Annotated in this window: 25 protein-coding genes; 15 read left to right on the top strand and 10 right to left on the bottom strand. The window is 39.2% G+C overall.

Annotation, left to right across the window (positions count from 1 at the left end; genetic code table 11):
• Positions 1–15: 15 nt before the first annotated feature.
• Positions 16–387, top strand: coding sequence for a 50S ribosomal protein L19 (gene rplS / locus I6H64_RS04360; protein WP_002831503.1), 372 nt, complete (start codon positions 16–18; stop codon positions 385–387).
• Between the two features lie 134 nt (positions 388–521).
• Here rplS and I6H64_RS04355 read toward each other — a convergent pair whose 3' ends face one another.
• The gene (locus I6H64_RS04355) at positions 522–1733 is read right to left on the bottom strand and encodes an ISL3 family transposase (RefSeq protein WP_148276886.1); all 1212 of its coding nucleotides are present in this window, start codon (positions 1731–1733) and stop codon (positions 522–524) included.
• A gap of 213 nt (positions 1734–1946) precedes the next feature.
• Here I6H64_RS04355 and I6H64_RS04350 point away from each other — a divergent pair, with 213 nt between their 5' ends.
• Both I6H64_RS04350 and I6H64_RS04345 read left to right on the top strand, forming a co-directional pair.
• Positions 1947–2981, top strand: coding sequence for a hypothetical protein (locus I6H64_RS04350; protein ID WP_008842128.1), 1035 nt, complete (start codon positions 1947–1949; stop codon positions 2979–2981).
• A 27-nt stretch (positions 2982–3008) separates the two neighbouring features.
• Positions 3009–3599, top strand: coding sequence for a uracil-DNA glycosylase family protein (locus I6H64_RS04345; protein WP_036685728.1), 591 nt, complete (start codon positions 3009–3011; stop codon positions 3597–3599).
• Between the two features lie 297 nt (positions 3600–3896).
• Here I6H64_RS04345 and I6H64_RS04340 read toward each other — a convergent pair whose 3' ends face one another.
• Positions 3897–4223, bottom strand: a complete 327-nt coding sequence (locus I6H64_RS04340) for a heavy metal-binding domain-containing protein (RefSeq protein ID WP_008842126.1) — start codon at positions 4221–4223, stop codon at positions 3897–3899.
• Between the two features lie 21 nt (positions 4224–4244).
• Entirely contained in the window at positions 4245–4577 is a 333-nt protein-coding gene (locus tag I6H64_RS04335; protein WP_008842125.1) for a DsrE family protein, read from the bottom strand.
• A gap of 396 nt (positions 4578–4973) precedes the next feature.
• On the opposite strand from I6H64_RS04335, the gene fabZ reads away from it, so the two are divergent.
• The 12 genes from fabZ to fabI all read left to right on the top strand — a co-directional run bounded on the left by fabZ (position 4974) and on the right by fabI (position 14291).
• A complete protein-coding gene (fabZ, locus tag I6H64_RS04330; protein WP_002831508.1) occupies positions 4974–5423 on the top strand; it encodes a 3-hydroxyacyl-ACP dehydratase FabZ in 450 nt (149 codons plus the stop codon).
• A 12-nt stretch (positions 5424–5435) separates the two neighbouring features.
• The gene (locus I6H64_RS04325; RefSeq protein ID WP_008842124.1) at positions 5436–6395 is read left to right on the top strand and encodes a beta-ketoacyl-ACP synthase III; all 960 of its coding nucleotides are present in this window, start codon (positions 5436–5438) and stop codon (positions 6393–6395) included.
• Between the two features lie 26 nt (positions 6396–6421).
• Positions 6422–6658, top strand: a complete 237-nt coding sequence (gene acpP, locus I6H64_RS04320) for an acyl carrier protein (RefSeq protein WP_002831510.1) — start codon at positions 6422–6424, stop codon at positions 6656–6658.
• Positions 6659–6684: 26 nt separating this feature from the next.
• Positions 6685–7629, top strand: coding sequence for an ACP S-malonyltransferase (locus tag I6H64_RS04315; protein ID WP_008842123.1), 945 nt, complete (start codon positions 6685–6687; stop codon positions 7627–7629).
• 84 nt (positions 7630–7713) lie between these two features.
• A complete protein-coding gene (fabG, locus tag I6H64_RS04310; protein ID WP_008842122.1) occupies positions 7714–8442 on the top strand; it encodes a 3-oxoacyl-ACP reductase FabG in 729 nt (242 codons plus the stop codon).
• A gap of 15 nt (positions 8443–8457) precedes the next feature.
• A complete protein-coding gene (fabF, locus tag I6H64_RS04305) occupies positions 8458–9684 on the top strand; it encodes a beta-ketoacyl-ACP synthase II (RefSeq protein WP_036685725.1) in 1227 nt (408 codons plus the stop codon).
• Between the two features lie 4 nt (positions 9685–9688).
• Positions 9689–10111 (top strand): acetyl-CoA carboxylase biotin carboxyl carrier protein, encoded by a 423-nt coding sequence (locus I6H64_RS04300; RefSeq protein WP_008842120.1) that lies wholly within the window; start codon positions 9689–9691, stop codon positions 10109–10111.
• A gap of 12 nt (positions 10112–10123) precedes the next feature.
• On the top strand, positions 10124–10534 hold the full coding sequence (locus I6H64_RS04295) for a 3-hydroxyacyl-ACP dehydratase FabZ family protein (protein ID WP_036685722.1): 411 nt from the start codon (positions 10124–10126) through the stop codon (positions 10532–10534).
• A 16-nt stretch (positions 10535–10550) separates the two neighbouring features.
• Complete coding sequence (gene accC, locus I6H64_RS04290) at positions 10551–11918, top strand: acetyl-CoA carboxylase biotin carboxylase subunit (protein WP_008842118.1); 1368 nt, start codon at positions 10551–10553, stop codon at positions 11916–11918.
• A complete protein-coding gene (locus I6H64_RS04285; RefSeq protein WP_008842117.1) occupies positions 11908–12732 on the top strand; it encodes an acetyl-CoA carboxylase carboxyltransferase subunit beta in 825 nt (274 codons plus the stop codon). The genes accC and I6H64_RS04285 overlap by 11 nt, the downstream gene beginning before the upstream one ends.
• A 16-nt stretch (positions 12733–12748) precedes the next feature.
• Positions 12749–13516, top strand: coding sequence for a carboxyltransferase subunit alpha (gene accA / locus I6H64_RS04280; protein WP_002831518.1), 768 nt, complete (start codon positions 12749–12751; stop codon positions 13514–13516).
• Between the two features lie 16 nt (positions 13517–13532).
• The gene (fabI, locus tag I6H64_RS04275; protein WP_008842116.1) at positions 13533–14291 is read left to right on the top strand and encodes an enoyl-ACP reductase FabI; all 759 of its coding nucleotides are present in this window, start codon (positions 13533–13535) and stop codon (positions 14289–14291) included.
• A 127-nt stretch (positions 14292–14418) separates the two neighbouring features.
• Here the strand turns inward: fabI and I6H64_RS04270 are convergent, their stop codons facing one another.
• From I6H64_RS04270 to I6H64_RS04240, 7 genes are all read right to left on the bottom strand, one after another.
• On the bottom strand, positions 14419–15594 hold the full coding sequence (locus I6H64_RS04270) for a tyrosine-type recombinase/integrase (protein WP_008842115.1): 1176 nt from the start codon (positions 15592–15594) through the stop codon (positions 14419–14421).
• An 87-nt stretch (positions 15595–15681) separates the two neighbouring features.
• Positions 15682–15951, bottom strand: coding sequence for a hypothetical protein (locus I6H64_RS04265; protein WP_008842114.1), 270 nt, complete (start codon positions 15949–15951; stop codon positions 15682–15684).
• Positions 15952–16032: 81 nt separating this feature from the next.
• Positions 16033–16560, bottom strand: a complete 528-nt coding sequence (locus I6H64_RS04260; protein ID WP_008842113.1) for a PIN domain-containing protein — start codon at positions 16558–16560, stop codon at positions 16033–16035.
• Positions 16553–16888 carry an STAS-like domain-containing protein gene (locus I6H64_RS04255; protein WP_008842112.1) on the bottom strand — a complete coding sequence of 112 codons (336 nt, stop codon included), beginning with the start codon at positions 16886–16888 and terminating at the stop codon, positions 16553–16555. Before I6H64_RS04255 ends, I6H64_RS04260 begins: the two co-directional genes overlap by 8 nt.
• A 29-nt stretch (positions 16889–16917) precedes the next feature.
• Positions 16918–17580, bottom strand: coding sequence for an ATP-binding protein (locus I6H64_RS04250; RefSeq protein ID WP_056984994.1), 663 nt, complete (start codon positions 17578–17580; stop codon positions 16918–16920).
• Positions 17581–17891: 311 nt separating this feature from the next.
• Complete coding sequence (locus tag I6H64_RS04245) at positions 17892–18656, bottom strand: DUF4352 domain-containing protein (protein WP_008840851.1); 765 nt, start codon at positions 18654–18656, stop codon at positions 17892–17894.
• A 68-nt stretch (positions 18657–18724) separates the two neighbouring features.
• Positions 18725–19132, bottom strand: a complete 408-nt coding sequence (locus I6H64_RS04240) for an ImmA/IrrE family metallo-endopeptidase (protein WP_036685006.1) — start codon at positions 19130–19132, stop codon at positions 18725–18727.
• Positions 19133–19138: the final 6 nt, after the last annotated feature.

Genomic DNA, 19138 nt, shown 5'->3' with positions numbered 1-19138 from the left:
AGGGAAGATTTTTTGATGAATGAATTAATCAACAAGATTACAAAAGAACAACTTCGCGATGACATTCCTGAATTCCGCGCTGGTGATACTGTTCGGGTTCACGCTAAGGTTGTTGAAGGTAACCGCGAACGGATCCAGATGTTTGAAGGGGTAGTTATCAAGCGTCATGGTTCAGGTATTAGTGCTACATACACTGTTCGTAAGATCAGTAACGGAATTGGTGTGGAACGGACATTCCCACTCCACTCACCACGTGTAGCTAAGATTGACGTTGTTCGTTACGGTCGCGTTCGTCGTGCTAAGCTTTACTACTTACGTGCACTACATGGTAAGGCAGCTCGGATTAAGGAAGACCGTCGTAAAGCTAACGCTATGAAAAACAAATAGTCTTTAACCCTACTAAGATTGGGTAACGGCTATTGAAGAAACCAATTCGCTTAGTTGCGGGTTGGTTTTTTTGTTGTTAAGAATCAAGGCGCTAAGTCAACAAGTGGTGATGAAGGCAATTGAAGAAAATCAATTCATTTACGAATTAGTTTTCTTTTTTTAGTTTTAAATATAAATTCGATATATATACAATCTCTCAAGTACTGCCAATTTCTATATCCATAAGTCGTGCGTTGAATTTGTTTGATTTTACGAATAGTGCCTTCAATACGACCATTTGATAATAGTGAATATAGAGCGTGTACGATTGATTTAATGCGTGTTTTAAAAGTATTAAGTAATGTACGAAGATATGGATTAGTAGTCTTGGTTCTAAATGGTTGTAACAATTTTTCTTTATCTTGATGCCGAATGGCATCAGCGATGGATTGAGCAGCAAAGTAGACTTCAGAAAAACCTGAATTAGTACTAATACCCTCGGAAATAACTTGTTCAGAAGTTAAACGATCTTTTAAATGTGATTTCCAAGTAGGATTTTTCGATTCTAGCTGATTGAATGGTTTTAAATATAAACGCCAATAGTATTTTAAGAGGCGATATTCTCTAGAGTTCCATTGGAATTGGTACATGGTAGCGATTCTAACTTGGATAGTTACACGATTTAACATTTGAATAAGATGGAATCGATTGGCAATAATTTGAGCATTAGGAAAAAGTCGTTTAATAAAAATGTGATAACTAGAATTGAAGTCAAGAACAACTGATTTAACAGCCTTACGACTGGATAAGCTATAGCATCGTTTGAAGTGATCAATGATATTTTTAGAAATACGATTTGGCAGTAAAGAAATAATATTCCCATTTTCGGCATTTATAGCCAAAAAACTCATTTGATGATTGGCAGTACGTACTTCGTCAAATGATAGATGTTCAGGTAAGTTTCCAGATGGATGAATAAACTCGTTATGAATCTTAGTAATTTGTTTATTAATTGTGTTGAGGGATAAATTTAAATCTTGAGCAATATTTTCTACAGAAGTGTCTGTAACTAACTTAGCAATAATAGAGTGATGACAAGCACAACATAGAAAGCGTTGTTTGGCTAATTTAATAATAACGGATTTATTGTTGAACGGAATATCACGTATGTAGACTGTTTTATAACCGTTTTTTACCATGCTGTGTTGATGGCAATAGCTACAGGTAGTTAACCGATAAGTTAATTTACCAATAATACGAAATATTTTATATTCTTCTAGCACTTTTAAAATTTTAATATTGAAATCACTTTTAAGGACATTATCTTGTATAATGACAGTACGGGACATATTATCACCTGCTTTCAATTAGGTTTTTATCGACATGATTGTAGCACTAAGGATGAGAATATGTCCTTTTTGCGTAAAAAAGTGTCGACGGACAAACGTCCATCAACACTAGTTATTTTAGAACCATTTTAATCTACAAAGGACAGCTTGACATGTCATTAGAAGTAATTCAAACTTATAGAAGTTGTACTTGCTAAGGTGTTGGAAATAGGTTGTTGAGGTGAAAATGAAATGCAAGAAAATGAAGTGAATCGTACTTTTGATAATGTGGAATATTTATTGAACTTAAGTCGTAAAAGTCTAATTGATTTAATTCAGCGTGCTAGTTACGTAGAAATGTTTCAAAAGGCATCACAACAAGTTTTAATAGAAATTAAGCAACAAAAAATAAATGATTTTAAAAATACGTCTGATTTTAAAGAGATGGAAAGTAAGCGAGAAGCTGAAATTCAAGCTTTAGATTATGAAAAAGAAGCCAAAAAAATTAAACGACGTAAATTGTGGGTAAAAATTCTAAAGCATAAAAAGAAATTATACGCTTTATATATATTATTGGCTTTTTTTACAGTAATGCCAATAACACTTATATTTTCGATTGCTTTAGTACTACTAACGCCAAGTAGTATAGGTTCTCCTGATAATAAGATGAGGATGGGAGGCATCATGGCCTTAGTTTTAATTGTCTTTGGTTTTTTATATTTAAAATTTAAAATTGATAGGAATGCTGAAGCAAGAAAAAAATTAAATGATTTGGAAATTAAACACAATAACGCAATTCCTTCGATTAATCAAAAGTATGAAAAATTATCAACACAAACTGCATTAAAAGTCGTTCAACCGAGAGAAAATTTGGTAAATAAATATTATGAATTGCGAAATATGGGAATTACTTCTGAAAGTTATCGTCTTATTTTTCCTAAAGCATATCAAAATTTGGCTTCTCTCAAATTATTACATGAATTTTTAGAAGATGGGATTGCGACATCTTGGCAAGAAGCAATGACGCTATATAGAAATGAAGAAAATATAAAACGACTTGAACGGGTGCAATTTCAAGTTGGAAAAATGATTGAACAAAGTATTGACAAAAATTCAATTCAAATTAAAAATGCTATTCAGGATTTGCAAAGTAGTACAGAGGCTGGGTTCGATTCAGTTTTAGATAAAATAAATGATATGTACGATGTTCAAGTTGAGCAAATGTATATTCAGGATGGAATTTATAATGAAGCTCGTTTTGCAAATGATCGTCCAGGAGCATGGTGAAAAGTGAAAAGAAAGAAGGATGAAATAATGCAAAATTTACCATTTAACACGTTAGATAGTTGGGCTCTTTGGGATGAGCCAGCTGGTGATATCAGTCAACTTGATGACGAAACGCGGCAAAATCAATTTGGTGAAGCTTACCAACCAAATCATTTTCCCAAGGAACAATTGCCAGCGGATCTAGCGTCAGCTCTATCCGAGGTTAAGTTTGTGCTCGTGGGCTTAAACCCCGGGAGTGCGGGAGTGACGCTCGATGAGCAACAAGAATTTTTGAACTTTCATGGTCAAAAAAAGAGCCTCGATTATCGTTTAGCGGCCGCCGTTTATGGCACGCCATTGTGGGGTGCGTTCATGACCGATTTGGTGGCGATTGACGAAAGCAACAGTGAAAATGTCGTCAGCGGGGAAGCAGAAGTCCAGGCTCTCGAAGACCATCTGGATCAATTAGGCATTCCCGCCGAAGCCGTTTTAGTTGGACTAGGAACTAAGGCAGCCACAACCTTACGTCAATTTGCGCAACGCCCGGTTGAAAAGCTACCCCATTATTCAGGCGCAAACGGACACTGGAAAGCTGCTAATACACGACAAGCAGTTCTAAAGATTGCTGAAAAATATTAATAACTCAACTAGGTAATTAAGCAAAAAGGAATCCGGAGTATTCGAGGAGCATTTCGTATACTTAGGATTTCTTTTTGATTTGATAACAAAGACTATAAATTAGTTATTAATTCATTATTAGTGACTGATTAAGTTGAGGGAACATCATGAGCTTTAAGTAAATTAACCGAGCGGTTTACCATTATTAGAATTAACGATCTTCAAGAGAATACGTATATTAAAATTTCAAGCAAAAATAAAAAGGAAAGACATACCTTTTAACGAGGTATGACTTTCCTTTTTTATTAAAACCTTTTACTACGCTTGGATAAACTTAACGGCAGTCCCGTAAGCGTCAACCGACTGCATATCCGAACCAATTGATCCAGAGTCAAAACGCATCATGACTACGGCGTCGGCGCCCATTTCTGCAGCATTTTCGCGTAAACGTTGGACCGCGATGTGGCGGGATTCGTCTAACATCTTGGTATAGTCCTTAATTTCGCCACCAACGATATTTTTCAGTCCTGCGCCAATATTGCGCACCAAGTTCTTTGATTGGGTGGTTAAGCCAAAAACTTCTCCAAGCACCTGATATTCCTTGCCAGGAATGTGTTCGGTAGTGGTAACTAACATTTCTTCCATAAAAATTCCTCCTCATATAAGTTACGGACGTAAATATGCATAACCAGCGGATTGCTTTTCTACTAGTTCAACAACCCCCGAGGGAACCACTTTTGCTGCTGAAATTAAACTCCCGGGATTAATTTGTCGTTGGTCTAATGAATTCTGGCAAACGGCTAACTGATTTTGTGGTTGTAGGGCGGATTGAATTGACGCACTACGAGCCTGTGAAGTTTGTAAAGCCACCACTGCCGGACCGTTAACAAGTAATTCGATCACGTTGTCTGAATTAACGTAATGCTCATTCAAATGTGCGAGATTGCTTAACACCATCGGCCATTTTTCAATTTCATCAATATGGATAATTATTTTCATTAGTAACGAGTCTGCCTTTCTCAATGGTTATGTAACTCATATTATAACGCGAATCAAAGACAGTAGGGAGCTAAAAGCAAGTTACACAATCAGTTTATTTGTACACCATTAACGATGTCTAGGATGTATAAAAAAGACTTGACACGTTAAAAGCCGGTCTAAAGGTGATTTTAGTACATGGGGTTAATTAATTGTGACGATTCACGTCAAACTGTTTCAGTAAGAAAGGAAAGCCTCCAGCCCCGTGGTTACGGAGTTTAACGGAGCTTTATTAAAAAATAGAAAAAAGTTCATATTTTAAAATCAATTGCGCAAAGATATTTTTCTCGCTATTCTTTTGAATATTCCTTATGTAAGGAATCGCAAGGAACACTCGGTTGAGGAGGAAATAAGAATTTGAGTATTTTAAACGCGGCAGAAATCATGGAATTAATTCCAAACCGTTATCCAATCTTGTTTATGGATTACGTTGACGAATTAGAACCAGGAAAATCAATCATTGCAACTAAAAACGTTACTATTAACGAAGAATTTTTCCAAGGACATTTCCCGGGAAATCCGGTAATGCCTGGCGTATTAATTATTGAATCATTAGCACAAGCAGCTTCAATTTTAATTTTGAAGTCGGAAGAGTTTGCCGGGAAGACAGCATACCTTGGCGCGATTAATAATGCTAAATTCCGCCAGATTGTTCGTCCCGGGGACGTTTTGAAATTACATGTCGAAATGATTAAGAAAAAACGCAACATGGGGGTTGTGGAAACATTTGCAACCGTCGGTGAAAAGAAAGTTTGCCAAGCTCAATTGACCTTTATTGTTGGGGCAACTGACCAGCCTAAAGCATAGTTGGTGAGGTAAATGGGATTAAAAATTATTGATTCGGCAAAGTATAGTCCTGAAAGGATTATTACTAACGACGAACTAGCCCAAACGTTAGATACGTCGGACGAATGGATTTCGAAACGAACCGGCATCAAGCGGCGACACCGAATTGGTGAAGAAACTAATGCTACGATGGCAACTAGGGTCGCAGAAGCTTTATTAACCAAGACGAATACCGTTCCCGAAGAGGTGGACCTGATCGTGGTGGCGACCATGTCTCCGGATTACCAAACTCCTTCGGTGGCCGCACTGGTTCAAGGTGCACTTAAAGCTTCTAGAGCCATGGCCTTCGACATTAGTGCCGCGTGCAGCGGCTTTGTTTACGGAATGAGCGTGGTGAACCAAATGCTCCAGTCGCCGAGTTATCATAAAGCTTTATTAATTGGCTCAGAGGCACTGTCTCGCTTGTTAGATTGGCAAGACCGGAGTACGGCAGTTTTGTTTGGTGATTCCGCGGCGGGCGTTTTAGTTGAAAATGATCCCGCGAGTTCTGCTAGTTTAATTGCCGAACGACTAACTACTTATGGCGATTTAGGGGAACACCTCACAGCTGGTAACGTAGCTGCGTTAACCGATTCAACGCAATCTTATTTTTTTCAAATGAATGGCCGCAAGGTTTACGAATTTGCAACTAACCGGGTTCCTGAATCAATTCAAGCAGTGTTACAAGCGGCGGAAATCGACGCGAAAGACGTTAAGTATTTCCTGTTACACCAGGCGAACGCCCGCATTATTAAAAGCGTGGCCAAACGACTGGAACTTCCGATAGAGAAGTTTCCGATTAACATTGCTGATTATGGGAATACCGCGGCAGCCAGCGAACCGTTGCTTTTAGCAGAACTGATGCAGGAACATAAAATCCAACGCGGCGACATCATTGTGTTCAGCGGCTTTGGCGGTGGTCTGACCATCGGAACTAACGTAATTAAATTTTAAAAACATATTATTTGGAGGAACATAAAATGACAAAAGAAGAAGTATTCGCAAAGGTACAAGAAGTAATCGCAGACCAATTGGAAAAAGACGCAAGCAAAATCACAATGGAAACTAGTTTTTCAGAAGATTTAGAAGCAGATAGCTTGGACATTTTTGAAGTTGTGGATCAATTAGAAGATGAATTTGATATCGACATTGATACTGACGAAAACATGGATACCGTAGGCAAATTAGTTGATTACATCATTGAAAATCAAGATTAGTTTTAGTCAGTATTAAGGAGAGCGTAATGGTTAAAGCAGCATACTTATTCAGCGGACAGGGTCAGCAGTTTGCGGGAATGGGGCAAGACTTCTATAAAACTGAACCAGCTTATCGGGCTTTAGTTGATGAAGCTAGTCAAATTTTAGACCAAGATTTTGCAGATCCTGCGGTAATGGATGATCCCGTCAATACCCAATTAGCGATTGTGATTTTTAGCTTAGGGGTGGAACGAATTTTACGGCAGGAAAAACTGCGAGCAGAAAAATTTGTGGGACTAAGCTTAGGTGAGTATTCTGCATTGTTAGCGGCAGGTAGTTTTTCATTGGCGGATGGTTTAGCAGTAATTGGAGACCGTGCGCGATACATGAGTGAAGCTGGTAAACAAAACCCTGGTCAAATGGTAGCGGTGCTCAACGCAGAACCTTCAGTAGTGGATGAAGCGCTAGCGGATGCCCGAGAAGTTGGTGACGTTTTTCCAGCAAACTATAATACGCCAAAACAAACCGTTTTTGGTGGCAACGCAGAGGGAATTGAACGCTTTAGTGCGGCTTTAAAGGCGGCGGGCGTAAAACGCGTTGTTCCAATCAAAATGCCGGTGGCTTCGCATACTCCGTATATGATGCCAGCTAGTGCTCGTTTAGCAGAGCGCTTAGCAAACGTTCCGGTTCAAGAACCGCAAATCCCGGTAATTAGCAATACGCTGAAGGCACCGTTTACCGTAAGTAATTTGAAGGAAACCTTAGCGAAGCAGTTAACGCATCCGACTTACTTTACGGATTGTTTAAATAGTTTAAACGTTGACGAACTAGACTGTCTTATTGAAGTGGGACCTGGCAAAGCGTTGAGTGGTTTTGCGAAAAAAACGTTGAAAAAAGCGGAACTACCAATTTTTAACGTTGACCGGGTGGAAAATTTAAATAAACTACGCGAGTTCTTAGTGACTAAACAAGCTAAGGAACCGGTTAGCTAAAGGTTTACGGACATTGATAGACATGAATAGGCTGGGAAAATTTAATTTAAGTTTTCTCAGTCTTTAATTAGGAGGCCATAATAATTGGATATTAAAGATAAAGTTGCGGTAGTTACTGGCGGAACGAAAGGAATCGGGCTTGCAATCGCCAAAGATTTAGCGCAACAAGGTGCGAAGGTTTTTATCACTGCACGCCGGGCAGTTGAAGACGAAGTGTTACAAAACGAACTCAATGATTTAGGAATTACCTTCAAGAACTTGGATATTCGCGCTGACGGAGAAGTGGGGACGTTGCTTAACGAACTTAACGAAGAACAAGGCCACGTGGACATTGTCATTAATAACGCTGGCATCACCCGCGATAAGTTATTGAGTCGGATGTCGGTAGAAGATTTTGAAGAAGTTATCGCAACTAATCTGGTAGGAACTTTTTCAGTTACTAAATACGCAATGAAAATCATGCAAAAACAACGTTCGGGAAACATCGTCAACATTTCTAGTATTTCAGGAACTCACGGAAACGTGGGCCAAGCTAATTATTCTGCTAGCAAGGCGGGAATTGTAGGTTTGACCAAAACAACCGCTCGCGAAGGTTTGTTAAGAAATATTCGGTGCAACGCGATTGCTCCCGGGATGATCGAAACAGCAATGACGGGAAAACTAAGCGACAAGGTTCGCGCTAAGACTGAAGAAATGATTCCAATGCACCGTTTTGGGCAACCGGAAGAAATTGCCATGGCGGTAAGCTTTTTACTGAAAAATGATTACATTACTGGGCAAGTTCTGACCGTGGATGGCGGATTGACCCTTTAAATCAAGGAGGAAAATATGACTAGAAGAGTTGTTGTAACGGGAATGGGGGCACTAACCCCACTTGGTAATAGTCGGGACGCCTTTATTGAAGGGTTAAATGAATCTAAAGTAGGAATCGACCAAATTACTCATTTTGATGCTGAACCTACTGGAATTACGGTTGCTGGAGAAGTTAAAGATTTTAACGCTACCGAACGTTTAGAAAGAAAAATTGCTAAGCGGATGGATCCGTTTTCCCAATATGCTTTGTACACGGCGGTAGAAGCCATGGAACAAGCTGATTTTAAGGATGGCGAAGTGGATCCCGAACAGATGGGGGTTATCTACGGCTCTGGAATTGGCGGGTTAACCACAATTCAAGAACAAGTAATCAAAATGAACACCAAGGGACCTAAACGAGTTTCTCCGTTGTTCGTTACTAATTCAATCACGAACATGGCGGCGGGTAATATTTCGATGTACTTTAATGCCAAAAATACTAGTCAAGCAATCGTTACGGCTTGTGCTAGCGCTAATAATGCCATTGGTAATGCGTTCCACCATATTAAAAATGGGTATGCGGACGTGATGATTACTGGTGGTGCCGAATCATCAATTAATGAAATCGGAATTGCCGGTTTTGCGGCTTTAACAGCGTTATCAACCGCGACGGATCGTTTGCGCGCTTCGATTCCGTTTGATAAGGAAAGAAATGGCTTTGTCATGGGTGAAGGAGCCGCTACCTTAGTTTTAGAAGAGTACGAACACGCGAAGGCCCGTGGTGCAAAAATTTTAGCAGAAATTGTCGGCTACGGAATGACTAGTGACGCTTTCCACATGACCCAGCCAGATCCTGACGGTCGCGGAGCTATCCGGGCGATGGAAATGGCCTTACAAGAAGGAGGTTTAACTCCTGCGGACGTGGATTACATTAACGCCCACGGGACCAGTACCCACGCTAATGATAGTGCGGAATCTAAAGCAATTGCGAAGGTTTTTGCTGACAACAATCATTACCAAGTAAGTAGTACTAAGTCGATGACCGGACATTTATTAGGGGCGGCAGGTGCCATTGAAGCCGTAGCAACCATTGCGGCATTACAAAATGACGTGATGCCAGTAAACGTCGGGCTTCAAGTTAAGGATCCGGAAGTCAACATTCCGTTGGTAACGGAAGCCAGCCGGCGAACAAAGGTTCATGCAGCAATTAGTAATTCCTTTGGTTTTGGCGGTCATAATGCGGTATTAGCATTTAAGAGGTGAGAAAATGGAAGAGATTGATTTAGATAAATTATTAACTAAATTGGATCAATCGTCGTTTACGTCATTTGAAATGCACGACGGCGACTTTAATTTAAAGGTTAAAAAAGAAGCAGTAGCGAGCCAACCCGTAATGCAAAATAATCTACCGGTAGCGGAAGCGGCTCCTTCCGTGCCTGAAAGCGAACCGTTAGCTGAAATTAAGGCACCGTTTGTGGGAGTGGTTTATTTTGCTCCGGCAGAAGGTGAAGATCCGTATATTCAAGAAGGTAGTACGGTTAAAAAAGGTGACACCGTGGCCTTGATTGAAGCAATGAAGATGTTTAACGAAGTTCATTCACCAACTGAAGGCGAAGTTGTCGAAATCCTGGTTGATAATGGTTCGATGGTGGAATATGACCAGCCAATCGCTCGGATTCGCGAAAAATAGGGGGACGTGGAAATGGTAAATGTACAAGACATCATTCCCCAACGGCCACCATTTCAATTAATTGACCAGTTGATTAATTTAGAAGATGGCAAAAAGGCGGTTGCCCAAAAGCAAGTTACCATCAACGAATGGTTTTTTGGCCATCAAAGCGAACTATTTATGCCGGAACCATTATTAATTGAGGCACTTGCGCAAACGGGGGCCTGTGCACTACTATCAGCACCCGAATTTGCTGGCAAAAACGCCTTTTTTGGCGGGATTAAGGCGGCAATCTTTAACCAGCGGGTGGTTCCTGGAAACGAGTTAACCCTAACCGTGGAATTAACCAAACTGAAGCGTCAAATTGGGACGGGCCACGGGGTGATTGAAAATGAGCGACACGAAGTGGTTTGTGAAGCTGATTTAACTTTCATCGTGGGCTAGAAAGAGGAGAGTATTGATGTTTCAAAAAGTTTTAGTAGCCAACCGGGGTGAAATTGCGGTACAGATTATTCGTTCGTTACACGAGCTAGATATTCAGGCAGTGGCAGTCTATTCTACCGCAGATGAAAATAGTCTCTTTGTACGCCTCGCGGATGAAGCAGTCTGTATTGGCGGTCCCCAACCAGCGGAATCGTACCTAAATACTTTTAATATTGTTAACGCAGCCATTTTAACCGGCTGTGACGCAATTCATCCGGGCTATGGCTTTTTATCAGAAAATGCTGAATTTGCGCGGTTGTGTGAAGAAAGCAATTTAAAATTTATCGGACCAAGTTACCAGACAATCGAGTTGATGGGTAATAAATCGCGAGCCCGTGAAACCATGATTAGTGCGAACGTACCGGTTATTCCAGGTAGTAACGGGATGGTGCGGGATTTAGAAAACGCCATGGTGGTTGCGGAGCAGATCGGTTATCCCGTAATGCTAAAGGCGGCCGACGGTGGTGGCGGAAAGGGAATCCGGCGAATTAATTCACCAGACGAACTAAAAAAAGCTTACCAAGCGGCGCAACGTGAAGCACAAACTTCTTTTGGTAACGCGGATTTATACCTAGAAAAAATTATTGAAAACGCCAAGCATATTGAAATGCAAGTGATTGCCGACCAGTATGGACACTACGTTTTCTTACCGGAGCGAGATTGTTCACTTCAGCGGACCAATCAAAAGGTGATTGAAGAAACGCCTTGTGCAGTAATCTCTCACACGGAACGGGAAACTTTAGGTGAAATCGTGGTTCGGGCGGCTAAGGCAATTAAGTACTATAACACCGGCACCATCGAATTCCTTATGGATCAAGATCACCATTTTTACTTCATGGAAATGAACACCCGCCTACAAGTGGAGCATACCGTTACCGAAGAAGTTACTGGAATTGAATTAATTAAGGAACAAATTAAGATTGCGGAAGGCCAAAAATTGAGTTTTAGTCAACTTGACGTAAACATTTTAGGTCACGCAATTGAATGTCGGATTAATGCTGAGGACCCTAGTAACAACTTTATGCCATCAGCTGGTAAGATTGATCATCTCTTTTTACCGGTGGGGACCATGGGAGTGCGAATTGACTCGGGAATTACCCAAGGAAGTTTAATTCCACCGTTCTACGACTCGATGATCGCTAAAATGATTGTGAAGATGCCGACTCGTCAAGAAGCAATTATTAAAATGCGGCGGGTTCTAAAGGAATTTGAAATTGCTGGGGTTAAATGTAACAAGACGTTCTTAGAAGCGTTGTTAGTTGATAAAGGGTTTGAAAAGGCACAATTTTCAACTAAATATATTGAAAATAACTTTTTGAAAGAGTGGTTGAATAATGAAAAGTAAGTTTTCCTTGCCAACCCAAGAAGAAATTGTTAAACGCCTGAAGAAAATTCCAGAAGGCTTGTGGCGTGAATGCCCCGAGTGTCATGAGAAGTATTACTATCGTCACGCGGGTAGCTTAGAAGTTTGTCCCAAGTGTGGGTACGGAATGCGAATTGGTGCGCGCAAACGAATCAAGATGGTCTGTGACGAGTTTGAAGAGTGGGATAAAGCCCTTACTACCGACCCTCAGAACGCTGACCCAAAGTATCGCCAGAAGTTAGCAAATGGGATTAAGCAGACTCGAGTCAACGAGAGTGTCCTAACTGGAAAGGGCAAAATTGGTAATTTTGCGGTAGCCATTGCGGTGATGGACTCCCGGTTTATCATGGGAAGTTTAGGCCAGGTTACCGGACAAAAAATTGCTCATCTTTTCCAAAAAGCCACTCAAGAACGGTTACCCGTAATCATCTTTACGGCTTCTGGCGGAGCGCGAATGCAAGACGGAATCCATTCCCTTATGCAAATGGCGAAGGTGTCTGACGAAGTGGCTCGGCATAGCGCGGAAGGCTTGTTATACGTCGCGGTTTTGACGGATCCAACTACCGGCGGGGTGACTGCCAGTTACGCAATGCAAGCTGACATTATTTTGGCGGAACCGAAAACCTTAATTGGTTTTGCGGGCCGGCGGGTAATTGAACAAACCATTAACCAAAAACCGCCTAAGGATTTTCAAAAGGCAGAAACGTTACTTAAAAATGGATTTTTGGATGCAATTGTCGAACGCAAGGACTTAAAAAGCTACTTAAATAACTTGTTAAGCCTCCATGCGGAATGAATAAGTAGGGATGAAAATGACAAAAACAGCATATGAAACGGTTATGGCAGCTCGGGCAAAAGAAAAGGTTGCCACCGAAGATTTGATTAATAATATTTTTACCGACTTTACTGAATTTCATGGTGATCGGCAATTAAGCGATGATCCGGCAATCATTGGTGGAATTGCCCGTCTAAACGGTTTACCAGTGACCGTCATCGGAACCCAAAAGGGAAAAAATACCGCCGAAAATATTGAACGCCATTTCGGGACGGTTGAACCGGAGGGCTATCGTAAGGCAATTCGTTTAATGAAGCAGGCTGAAAAATTTAAACGCCCAGTAATTACCTTTGTTAACACGCCGGGTGCTTACCCAGGAATGGATGCTGAATATCACGGCCAGGGATCGGCAATTGCCCAATGCTTAATGGTGGGTATGGAGCTGCGGGTACCATACATCAGCGTAATTGTTGGTGAAGGTGGCAGTGGTGGCGCATTAGCCTTGGCAACTGCGGACCGGGTCTGGATGTTTGAAAACAGCATCTATTCGGTGCTATCGCCAGAAGGCTACGCCTCAATCGTTTGGAAAGATGCTAAACGAGTGGCGGACGCGGCGGAAGAATTAAAGCTAACACCAGAGATTCTGCTGACCGAAGGAATCATTGATAAAATCATTCCGGAAGTTGTCGACCAAGAAAGCACGAAAGTTTTAAAAAATATGTTAGTTTCCGAAGTGGAAAGTTTACGACAATTTTCGGCTGACGAACTTGTTGAACAGCGCCACGAACGGTTTAGTAAATTTTAGAAAAGGGGTTACCGATTTGGAAGGAATACTTAGTGGAAAAACAATTATTGTAATGGGCGTGGCCAATAAAAATAGTATCGCTTGGGGATGTACCCAAGCGATCATTAACCAAGGCGGCCGGGTCATTTTGACTTATCAAAACGATCGAATTAAAAAGAGCTTAGGCAAATTTGTAGCTCCTGACGTTCCCTTAGTGGAATGTGACGTGGCCGAAGATGAAAATATTGCAGCTGCTTTTGATAAAATCAAGGCGGAATATGGCGAAGTCGACGGGATTATTCACGCGATTGCCTTTGCCGACAAGGAAACCTTAGAAGGCGGCGTAATTAATACCAAAAAGGACGGCTACAATTTAGCACAGGACGTGAGTGCCTACTCATTGATCGCGGTATCTCGCTACGGCGCAAAAATTATGAAGAACTCGGGAAGCATTGTAACGCTAACATACTTTGGCTCTACCCGGGCAATCCCTAATTACAACATGATGGGAATTGCAAAAGCAGCGTTAGAATCTAGTGTACGTTATTTAGCAAGCGACCTTGGTGAACAACACATTCGGGTTAACGCAATTTCTGCTGGAGCAATTAAAACCTTAGCAGTTACGGGAATTAAGAAACACCGGGATCTGCTAAAAGAATCTCAAAGCCGGACGGTGGATGGTGAAAACGTTACTACTGATGAAGTGGGAAACGTTGCGGCCTTCTTAGTAAGTGACCTGGCAACCGGAGTAACGGGTGACGTGATTTACGTGGATAAAGGTGTGCATTTAGTATAAGCACAAATCATACAAAAAAATACGAGATGAAATCCCTATAACACCGGGAATTGTCTCGTATTTTTTTAAAAAAGATTCCATATTATTAAGTATAAATGGGAATTGATGTGGGATTTGGTGTGGGATTTTAAAATTTCCCAGATATTTTGTCTGATACTGATAAAATAGAGCTTTCATTGGCTCTAAAATATTGATTAGTCATATCAGGCTTAGCATGTCCCAGCCATTTCATTACTGATATATTGTTAATATTGGACTGTAAAGCTACTGTAGCAAAATAGTGGCGTAGCTTATGAGGATGAATTTTTATGTTACATTTTTTAGAAACGTCCAAAAATAGTCTGTTAACGTATACTGGCGTCATTGGCAGGCCAGTTCTTATCGAAACTACTACATAATCATCCGGCTTGATCGTTTTACCGCGGCGAAGCCGGATTTTTTTGGATAACCTTAATACTGTTTCAATATCATCGTTCATATCTTCGTTAGCAATAATATAACGGTACGAAGAGGTCGTTTTCAGACTTGCACCATCCTTAACAACGGGATTACGTGCGCGATCAAAGGTGACTTTATAGCGCTTGGTATTGTCAGGGCTTGTTATCTTTTCAAAGGACTCGTATCTAAGACCTAATAATTCGCCACGCCGTTCGCCTAAAGTTAATAGGCGAATAACAGAATAGTAATAGGGGTTAAGAATTTCCTTGGCAGGCTTAAACCACTTTTCATAATCTTCCTTTTCGATAGTCATGCTTTTTGCTTGTTTAGCATGGGGTATGTCAATTCGCTGAATTTTATTTTTAACAATGTAGTCGTTGTATTCAGCATAATTTAAAATTGTCTGAAACATTCCATTAATATCCTCAATATATGCTTTTGAGAACCCGCGTTTGGCCAAGCTATTAATATAATCTTGATATTCTTCTCGACTTATTTTGCTTATTTTAGTGTTTGCGAAGTCTTTCTTCACAAAATTTTTAACGTACTTATCAGACATGTGAGCAGTTGTTTTGCGCCATTTACCAGAATTAAGCTTGAGTTTTTTCATCTCTTCATAGCACTCCACAAGCGTCATACTAGACTTGTCCTTAGGTTTTACTTTATCAGCATATAAATCAGCATTGAATTTGTCTAACACTGCTTTAGCATCAGAAATGGAATGCAGACCGCTTTTTGTGAACTCAGACCGTTTTTGTCCAGGTAATTGGTAAGTACGTCGCACTCCATATTTATATTTCTTGTCATTTTTGTTTTTATAACGGTAAATATTAGGGTATTTCTTCAGCGGTTCCCATTTTGGCATTATAAAGATTCCTCCAATTTGTGTACTTTTTAAGCGAAAATACAAACGTATGTTCGTTTAGACTTCAAAAAAATAAGCCTCTAGGCATTAATCACGGTTCATTGTTCTTTTTTCCATTTCGACAAGTTTTTTTAGGGTCATTGTTTTGTCTTTTCTCTTACGGATAATTTCCATCATTTCGCGCGTACTTTCTAATACTTCTTGATACTCTTCTTCGTCATGAGGCACAAACAAATCGTAGGCGAAAAATTCAGGATCATTTAAATCTTTTCTTAATCTTAAAATTAAATCGTTATATGTCATAAAATCGTTATCGTCCATCCAATCCCATTTGCTAAAATCATAATCTTTTTTCATGCTAAACCTCCATTTAAATTTGATTAAATTCCCACATACGGAGTTGAACCGTATTGAATCACCAGAGTGGGAAGGGAAATACTAGATACAGTATATTTTTAAATTTTCATCTGGATATGAAAGGTAGTCTCTATCTGCGGTAAAAATGTTAAGATTATTAATCAGACTATCTTTGATAATAATGTCATCGTTGAAATCTAGCATAGATAGATGGTTAACTGAATTTTCAATGGACTCTTTACTAGTTTGAACAACGGTAGCTATTTTTAAAATCTCTTGAATATCCGAAATAGCCTGGTCATAGTGTTCCTTAAAATGCTGTGTTGGGCGATAGTTTCTTTTGTAATCAAATTCCTCGCGAAGGTGTCCTTCTGACTTTAGATACGCAGCATAGGAAAGACGAGTACTCCTATTGATAAATTCTGAAATTATGGAAAAATTCAAATAAAAATTTGCTCCGTTTTCTAACATGTTAAAAAAGGTATTACTATATTTTTTTGGTGCGTCCACATATTCTGGTCCATAAATGTAGAGCCAAATATTAGTATCTACTAAAATATTTTCGTTATTCCAATATTTAATAACCTCAGGATTTACTTTTTTAGTCATCTCTGTTCATCTCCGCATTAGCTTCTTCAGATGTAAGTTGTTGTTTAGCGTTTTGCATCACTAATCTAACTTTCTCACGCTGAGAAGGAGAGAGGGTACTTCCATCAATGTGAATATAATTGTTGAGTGTAGAAACACTACCAACGTTATATAATTGACCGATTGCTGTATTTAAAAAAGCTGTTGTTATAATCCTTAGTTCTGAAAATTTAATAATTATTTTTTCATCTTTTTTAATGGTATCAGTTATTTTTTCAAAAACTTTTTGTCCTTGATCGGCACTGACGGCTAGTGATGAATCAATATAGTCATGAATATTCAAGATCATATTATAATTCTCCTTTATAAGTAATATAGTCAAAAATTGAAACTATCTATATTCGGTGTGATGATCATGGTTTCAGCATCTGATTTCAACAAAAAATCTAGTTTTATGAGGGTGCCTTGAAACTCGTATTCCATACTTTTTAGTAAAATGCTATTTGAACTGGTGAGCTTCCAAAATCCATTATTAGAAATGATAGTAAGCTCACCTAGTCTTTTCATTGAATCCATTATACCAGCTAATCCAAGCCCTCTTGGAATATTACTAATTTTTGTGGAATTTCCCAATTTCATTGCCCAATTTATTAGGCGAGAGTCTACTCTGTTTTCGGTATTGGAATAGATTTGTTCAATATTATTTACATTTTCCGGTATACCAATCCCGTCATCACAAATTGTAAAAGATAGTCGCCCCTTTTTTGGATAAAATTGTCCACACATGATTAATTGATCACTCTGTGAATGAGTTTTGGTATTATCTGCAACTTCAAAGATAGCATCCGAGATTTGTTGACGGATATCATTTGAAAGATTAAACTCAGAATCAATTTTTCTAAATAATTCATTTTCTATGTAAAAATTGATATTCTCAATTGAATCAGCTTGTAGCTCAATAAATGGAATACTTGTGTCGAATTTATCTTCAGTATGGTGATTGCCTCGTAATAAAGAATTATTAAAATTATTTTGATTCAAAATTTGTTCAACGTTGCCTCTCTGATTCCGGAAAAGCACTGTAAAGTTTTTTTCTGTAAGGAACGTATATTATTTCCCAAAAAAGGACATAACTCTGCATTTATCCAAGTTAGTTCAGAAAAATCTATGACAACTTTTAAATCCGTTTCATCAACAGTATTGAATAATTTTTGGACCTGAGATAGGCATCCAAGCCAAGGTGTTATTCTACTTGGTAAGGAAATAACTTGCATAAAAGATCTCCTTTCGTGTGTAGCCAAATTTTTTATGCCCACCAGCGGAATCGAACCGTTGCGTGTCACCAGAGTGGGTTATTGTAGTTTAACAGTTACATCGTATGTATGACTGGAATTATCATCGTCATAATCATCTGTATCATAGTTTGAATCAAATTTAAGTCGTAGCGTGTGTAAATCACTAACCGAGCTTAATTTAGGAAGTAAGAAGTAAACATTTCCCTTTGAGTCGGCGCCTGAATTTAAGTCTCCGTCAAAATCATCACTGTCAAAAACATCGGCATCAACTTGTTGTCCATCGTCAGTGTTAAGTGTAGCTTGCGAAGCATATATTGAAATATCTCTGCCAGCCTTGATGTCAAAGTGTACTTTTGCTACACCATTAAATTTTCCGTCGTTACCATCAGAGTATTCTCCATCTGTTTTGTAGACTGTAACCTTATCGATTTTAACAGTGGTTCCTGCCCACGATGAATCTGAGTAAGTAGTTGAGTATTTTTTAGAATCACTAATATTAATATCATCACTACCGATTGTAATCACGTTACTGTCATTTGACGATGAGGTATCATTGTCACCCGATGAGTCAGAAGTATTGCCTGCAGATTTAGCGCTTGTAGAACTGTTGAAATTCGATAAAGTATCATTAATGGCATTTGACACTATTATTCCGCTAACTAAGCTAATAATTAAAATGATAGCAGAAATAATTGAAAATATAGTAGGCGCCTTACGTGATGTCTTCTTTTTCCAATTTATAAATAGCCAAATTAAGCCGATAATTAGTGCAATAATTGCTAATACAAAAATCGTCTGTAAAATAATGCTAAGTTGTAACATGGAACTTCCTCCAAAAAGTTTCAGCTTTTATAGTCATCAGTATTTGGACAAGATTGTAATTTTTAATTCTAATTAGTGGGCAACCCATAAGTAGCCTCTAATTCACGAATAGTATTAGGCAAACGATCGTATTCTTCTACATAAAATAAAGCTAAAAGACCACTAGCAAATTCGTTAGCTTGATTTTCAAATTCATCATATCCAAAGCGAACGCCAGTGTAGTAACCAGCTAGACCTTCATGCATAAAATAGTGGCCGAGCTCATGGGCCAGGGTAAAGTACTTTTGCGGTGAATCACGTAGAGAGTCGTTTAATATTATGATTGTTCCCTTATCGTCATAATTCGTTTTACCCAAAGGCATACGTCCTAAATAGCAATAACGTACATCTATATTTAGTATTTCGGCAATTTTAAAAGGATTGGCAGTATTGTATCTTTTTTGAACATTTTGTATAAAGTCCTTAACTATAGACATAAAATA

It is taken from the genome of Pediococcus acidilactici, from assembly GCF_016127815.1.
Classification (GTDB): domain Bacteria; phylum Bacillota; class Bacilli; order Lactobacillales; family Lactobacillaceae; genus Pediococcus; species Pediococcus acidilactici.
The sequence above is the reverse complement of the archived record's forward strand: the minus strand, read 5'-3'. Positions and strand labels throughout refer to the sequence as shown.

Bases quoted from the DNA above. Each gene is read 5' to 3' on its own strand.
- I6H64_RS04335 (WP_008842125.1), bottom strand. From the start codon at position 4,577: ATGAAAATAATTATCCATATTGATGAAATTGAAAAATGGCCGATGGTG.
- rplS (WP_002831503.1), top strand. From the start codon at position 16: ATGAATGAATTAATCAACAAGATTACAAAAGAACAACTTCGCGATGAC.
- accC (WP_008842118.1), top strand. From the start codon at position 10,551: ATGTTTCAAAAAGTTTTAGTAGCCAACCGGGGTGAAATTGCGGTACAG.
- I6H64_RS04295 (WP_036685722.1), top strand. From the start codon at position 10,124: ATGGTAAATGTACAAGACATCATTCCCCAACGGCCACCATTTCAATTA.
- I6H64_RS04245 (WP_008840851.1), bottom strand. From the start codon at position 18,656: ATGTTACAACTTAGCATTATTTTACAGACGATTTTTGTATTAGCAATT.
- I6H64_RS04315 (WP_008842123.1), top strand. From the start codon at position 6,685: ATGGTTAAAGCAGCATACTTATTCAGCGGACAGGGTCAGCAGTTTGCG.
- I6H64_RS04325 (WP_008842124.1), top strand. From the start codon at position 5,436: ATGGGATTAAAAATTATTGATTCGGCAAAGTATAGTCCTGAAAGGATT.
- I6H64_RS04270 (WP_008842115.1), bottom strand. From the start codon at position 15,594: ATGCCAAAATGGGAACCGCTGAAGAAATACCCTAATATTTACCGTTAT.
- I6H64_RS04340 (WP_008842126.1), bottom strand. From the start codon at position 4,223: ATGGAAGAAATGTTAGTTACCACTACCGAACACATTCCTGGCAAGGAA.
- fabF (WP_036685725.1), top strand. From the start codon at position 8,458: ATGACTAGAAGAGTTGTTGTAACGGGAATGGGGGCACTAACCCCACTT.
- I6H64_RS04300 (WP_008842120.1), top strand. From the start codon at position 9,689: ATGGAAGAGATTGATTTAGATAAATTATTAACTAAATTGGATCAATCG.
- accA (WP_002831518.1), top strand. From the start codon at position 12,749: ATGACAAAAACAGCATATGAAACGGTTATGGCAGCTCGGGCAAAAGAA.
- I6H64_RS04260 (WP_008842113.1), bottom strand. From the start codon at position 16,560: ATGACTAAAAAAGTAAATCCTGAGGTTATTAAATATTGGAATAACGAA.
- I6H64_RS04255 (WP_008842112.1), bottom strand. From the start codon at position 16,888: ATGATCTTGAATATTCATGACTATATTGATTCATCACTAGCCGTCAGT.
- I6H64_RS04345 (WP_036685728.1), top strand. From the start codon at position 3,009: ATGCAAAATTTACCATTTAACACGTTAGATAGTTGGGCTCTTTGGGAT.
- I6H64_RS04350 (WP_008842128.1), top strand. From the start codon at position 1,947: ATGCAAGAAAATGAAGTGAATCGTACTTTTGATAATGTGGAATATTTA.
- I6H64_RS04285 (WP_008842117.1), top strand. From the start codon at position 11,908: ATGAAAAGTAAGTTTTCCTTGCCAACCCAAGAAGAAATTGTTAAACGC.
- I6H64_RS04265 (WP_008842114.1), bottom strand. From the start codon at position 15,951: ATGAAAAAAGATTATGATTTTAGCAAATGGGATTGGATGGACGATAAC.
- I6H64_RS04240 (WP_036685006.1), bottom strand. From the start codon at position 19,132: ATGTCTATAGTTAAGGACTTTATACAAAATGTTCAAAAAAGATACAAT.
- acpP (WP_002831510.1), top strand. From the start codon at position 6,422: ATGACAAAAGAAGAAGTATTCGCAAAGGTACAAGAAGTAATCGCAGAC.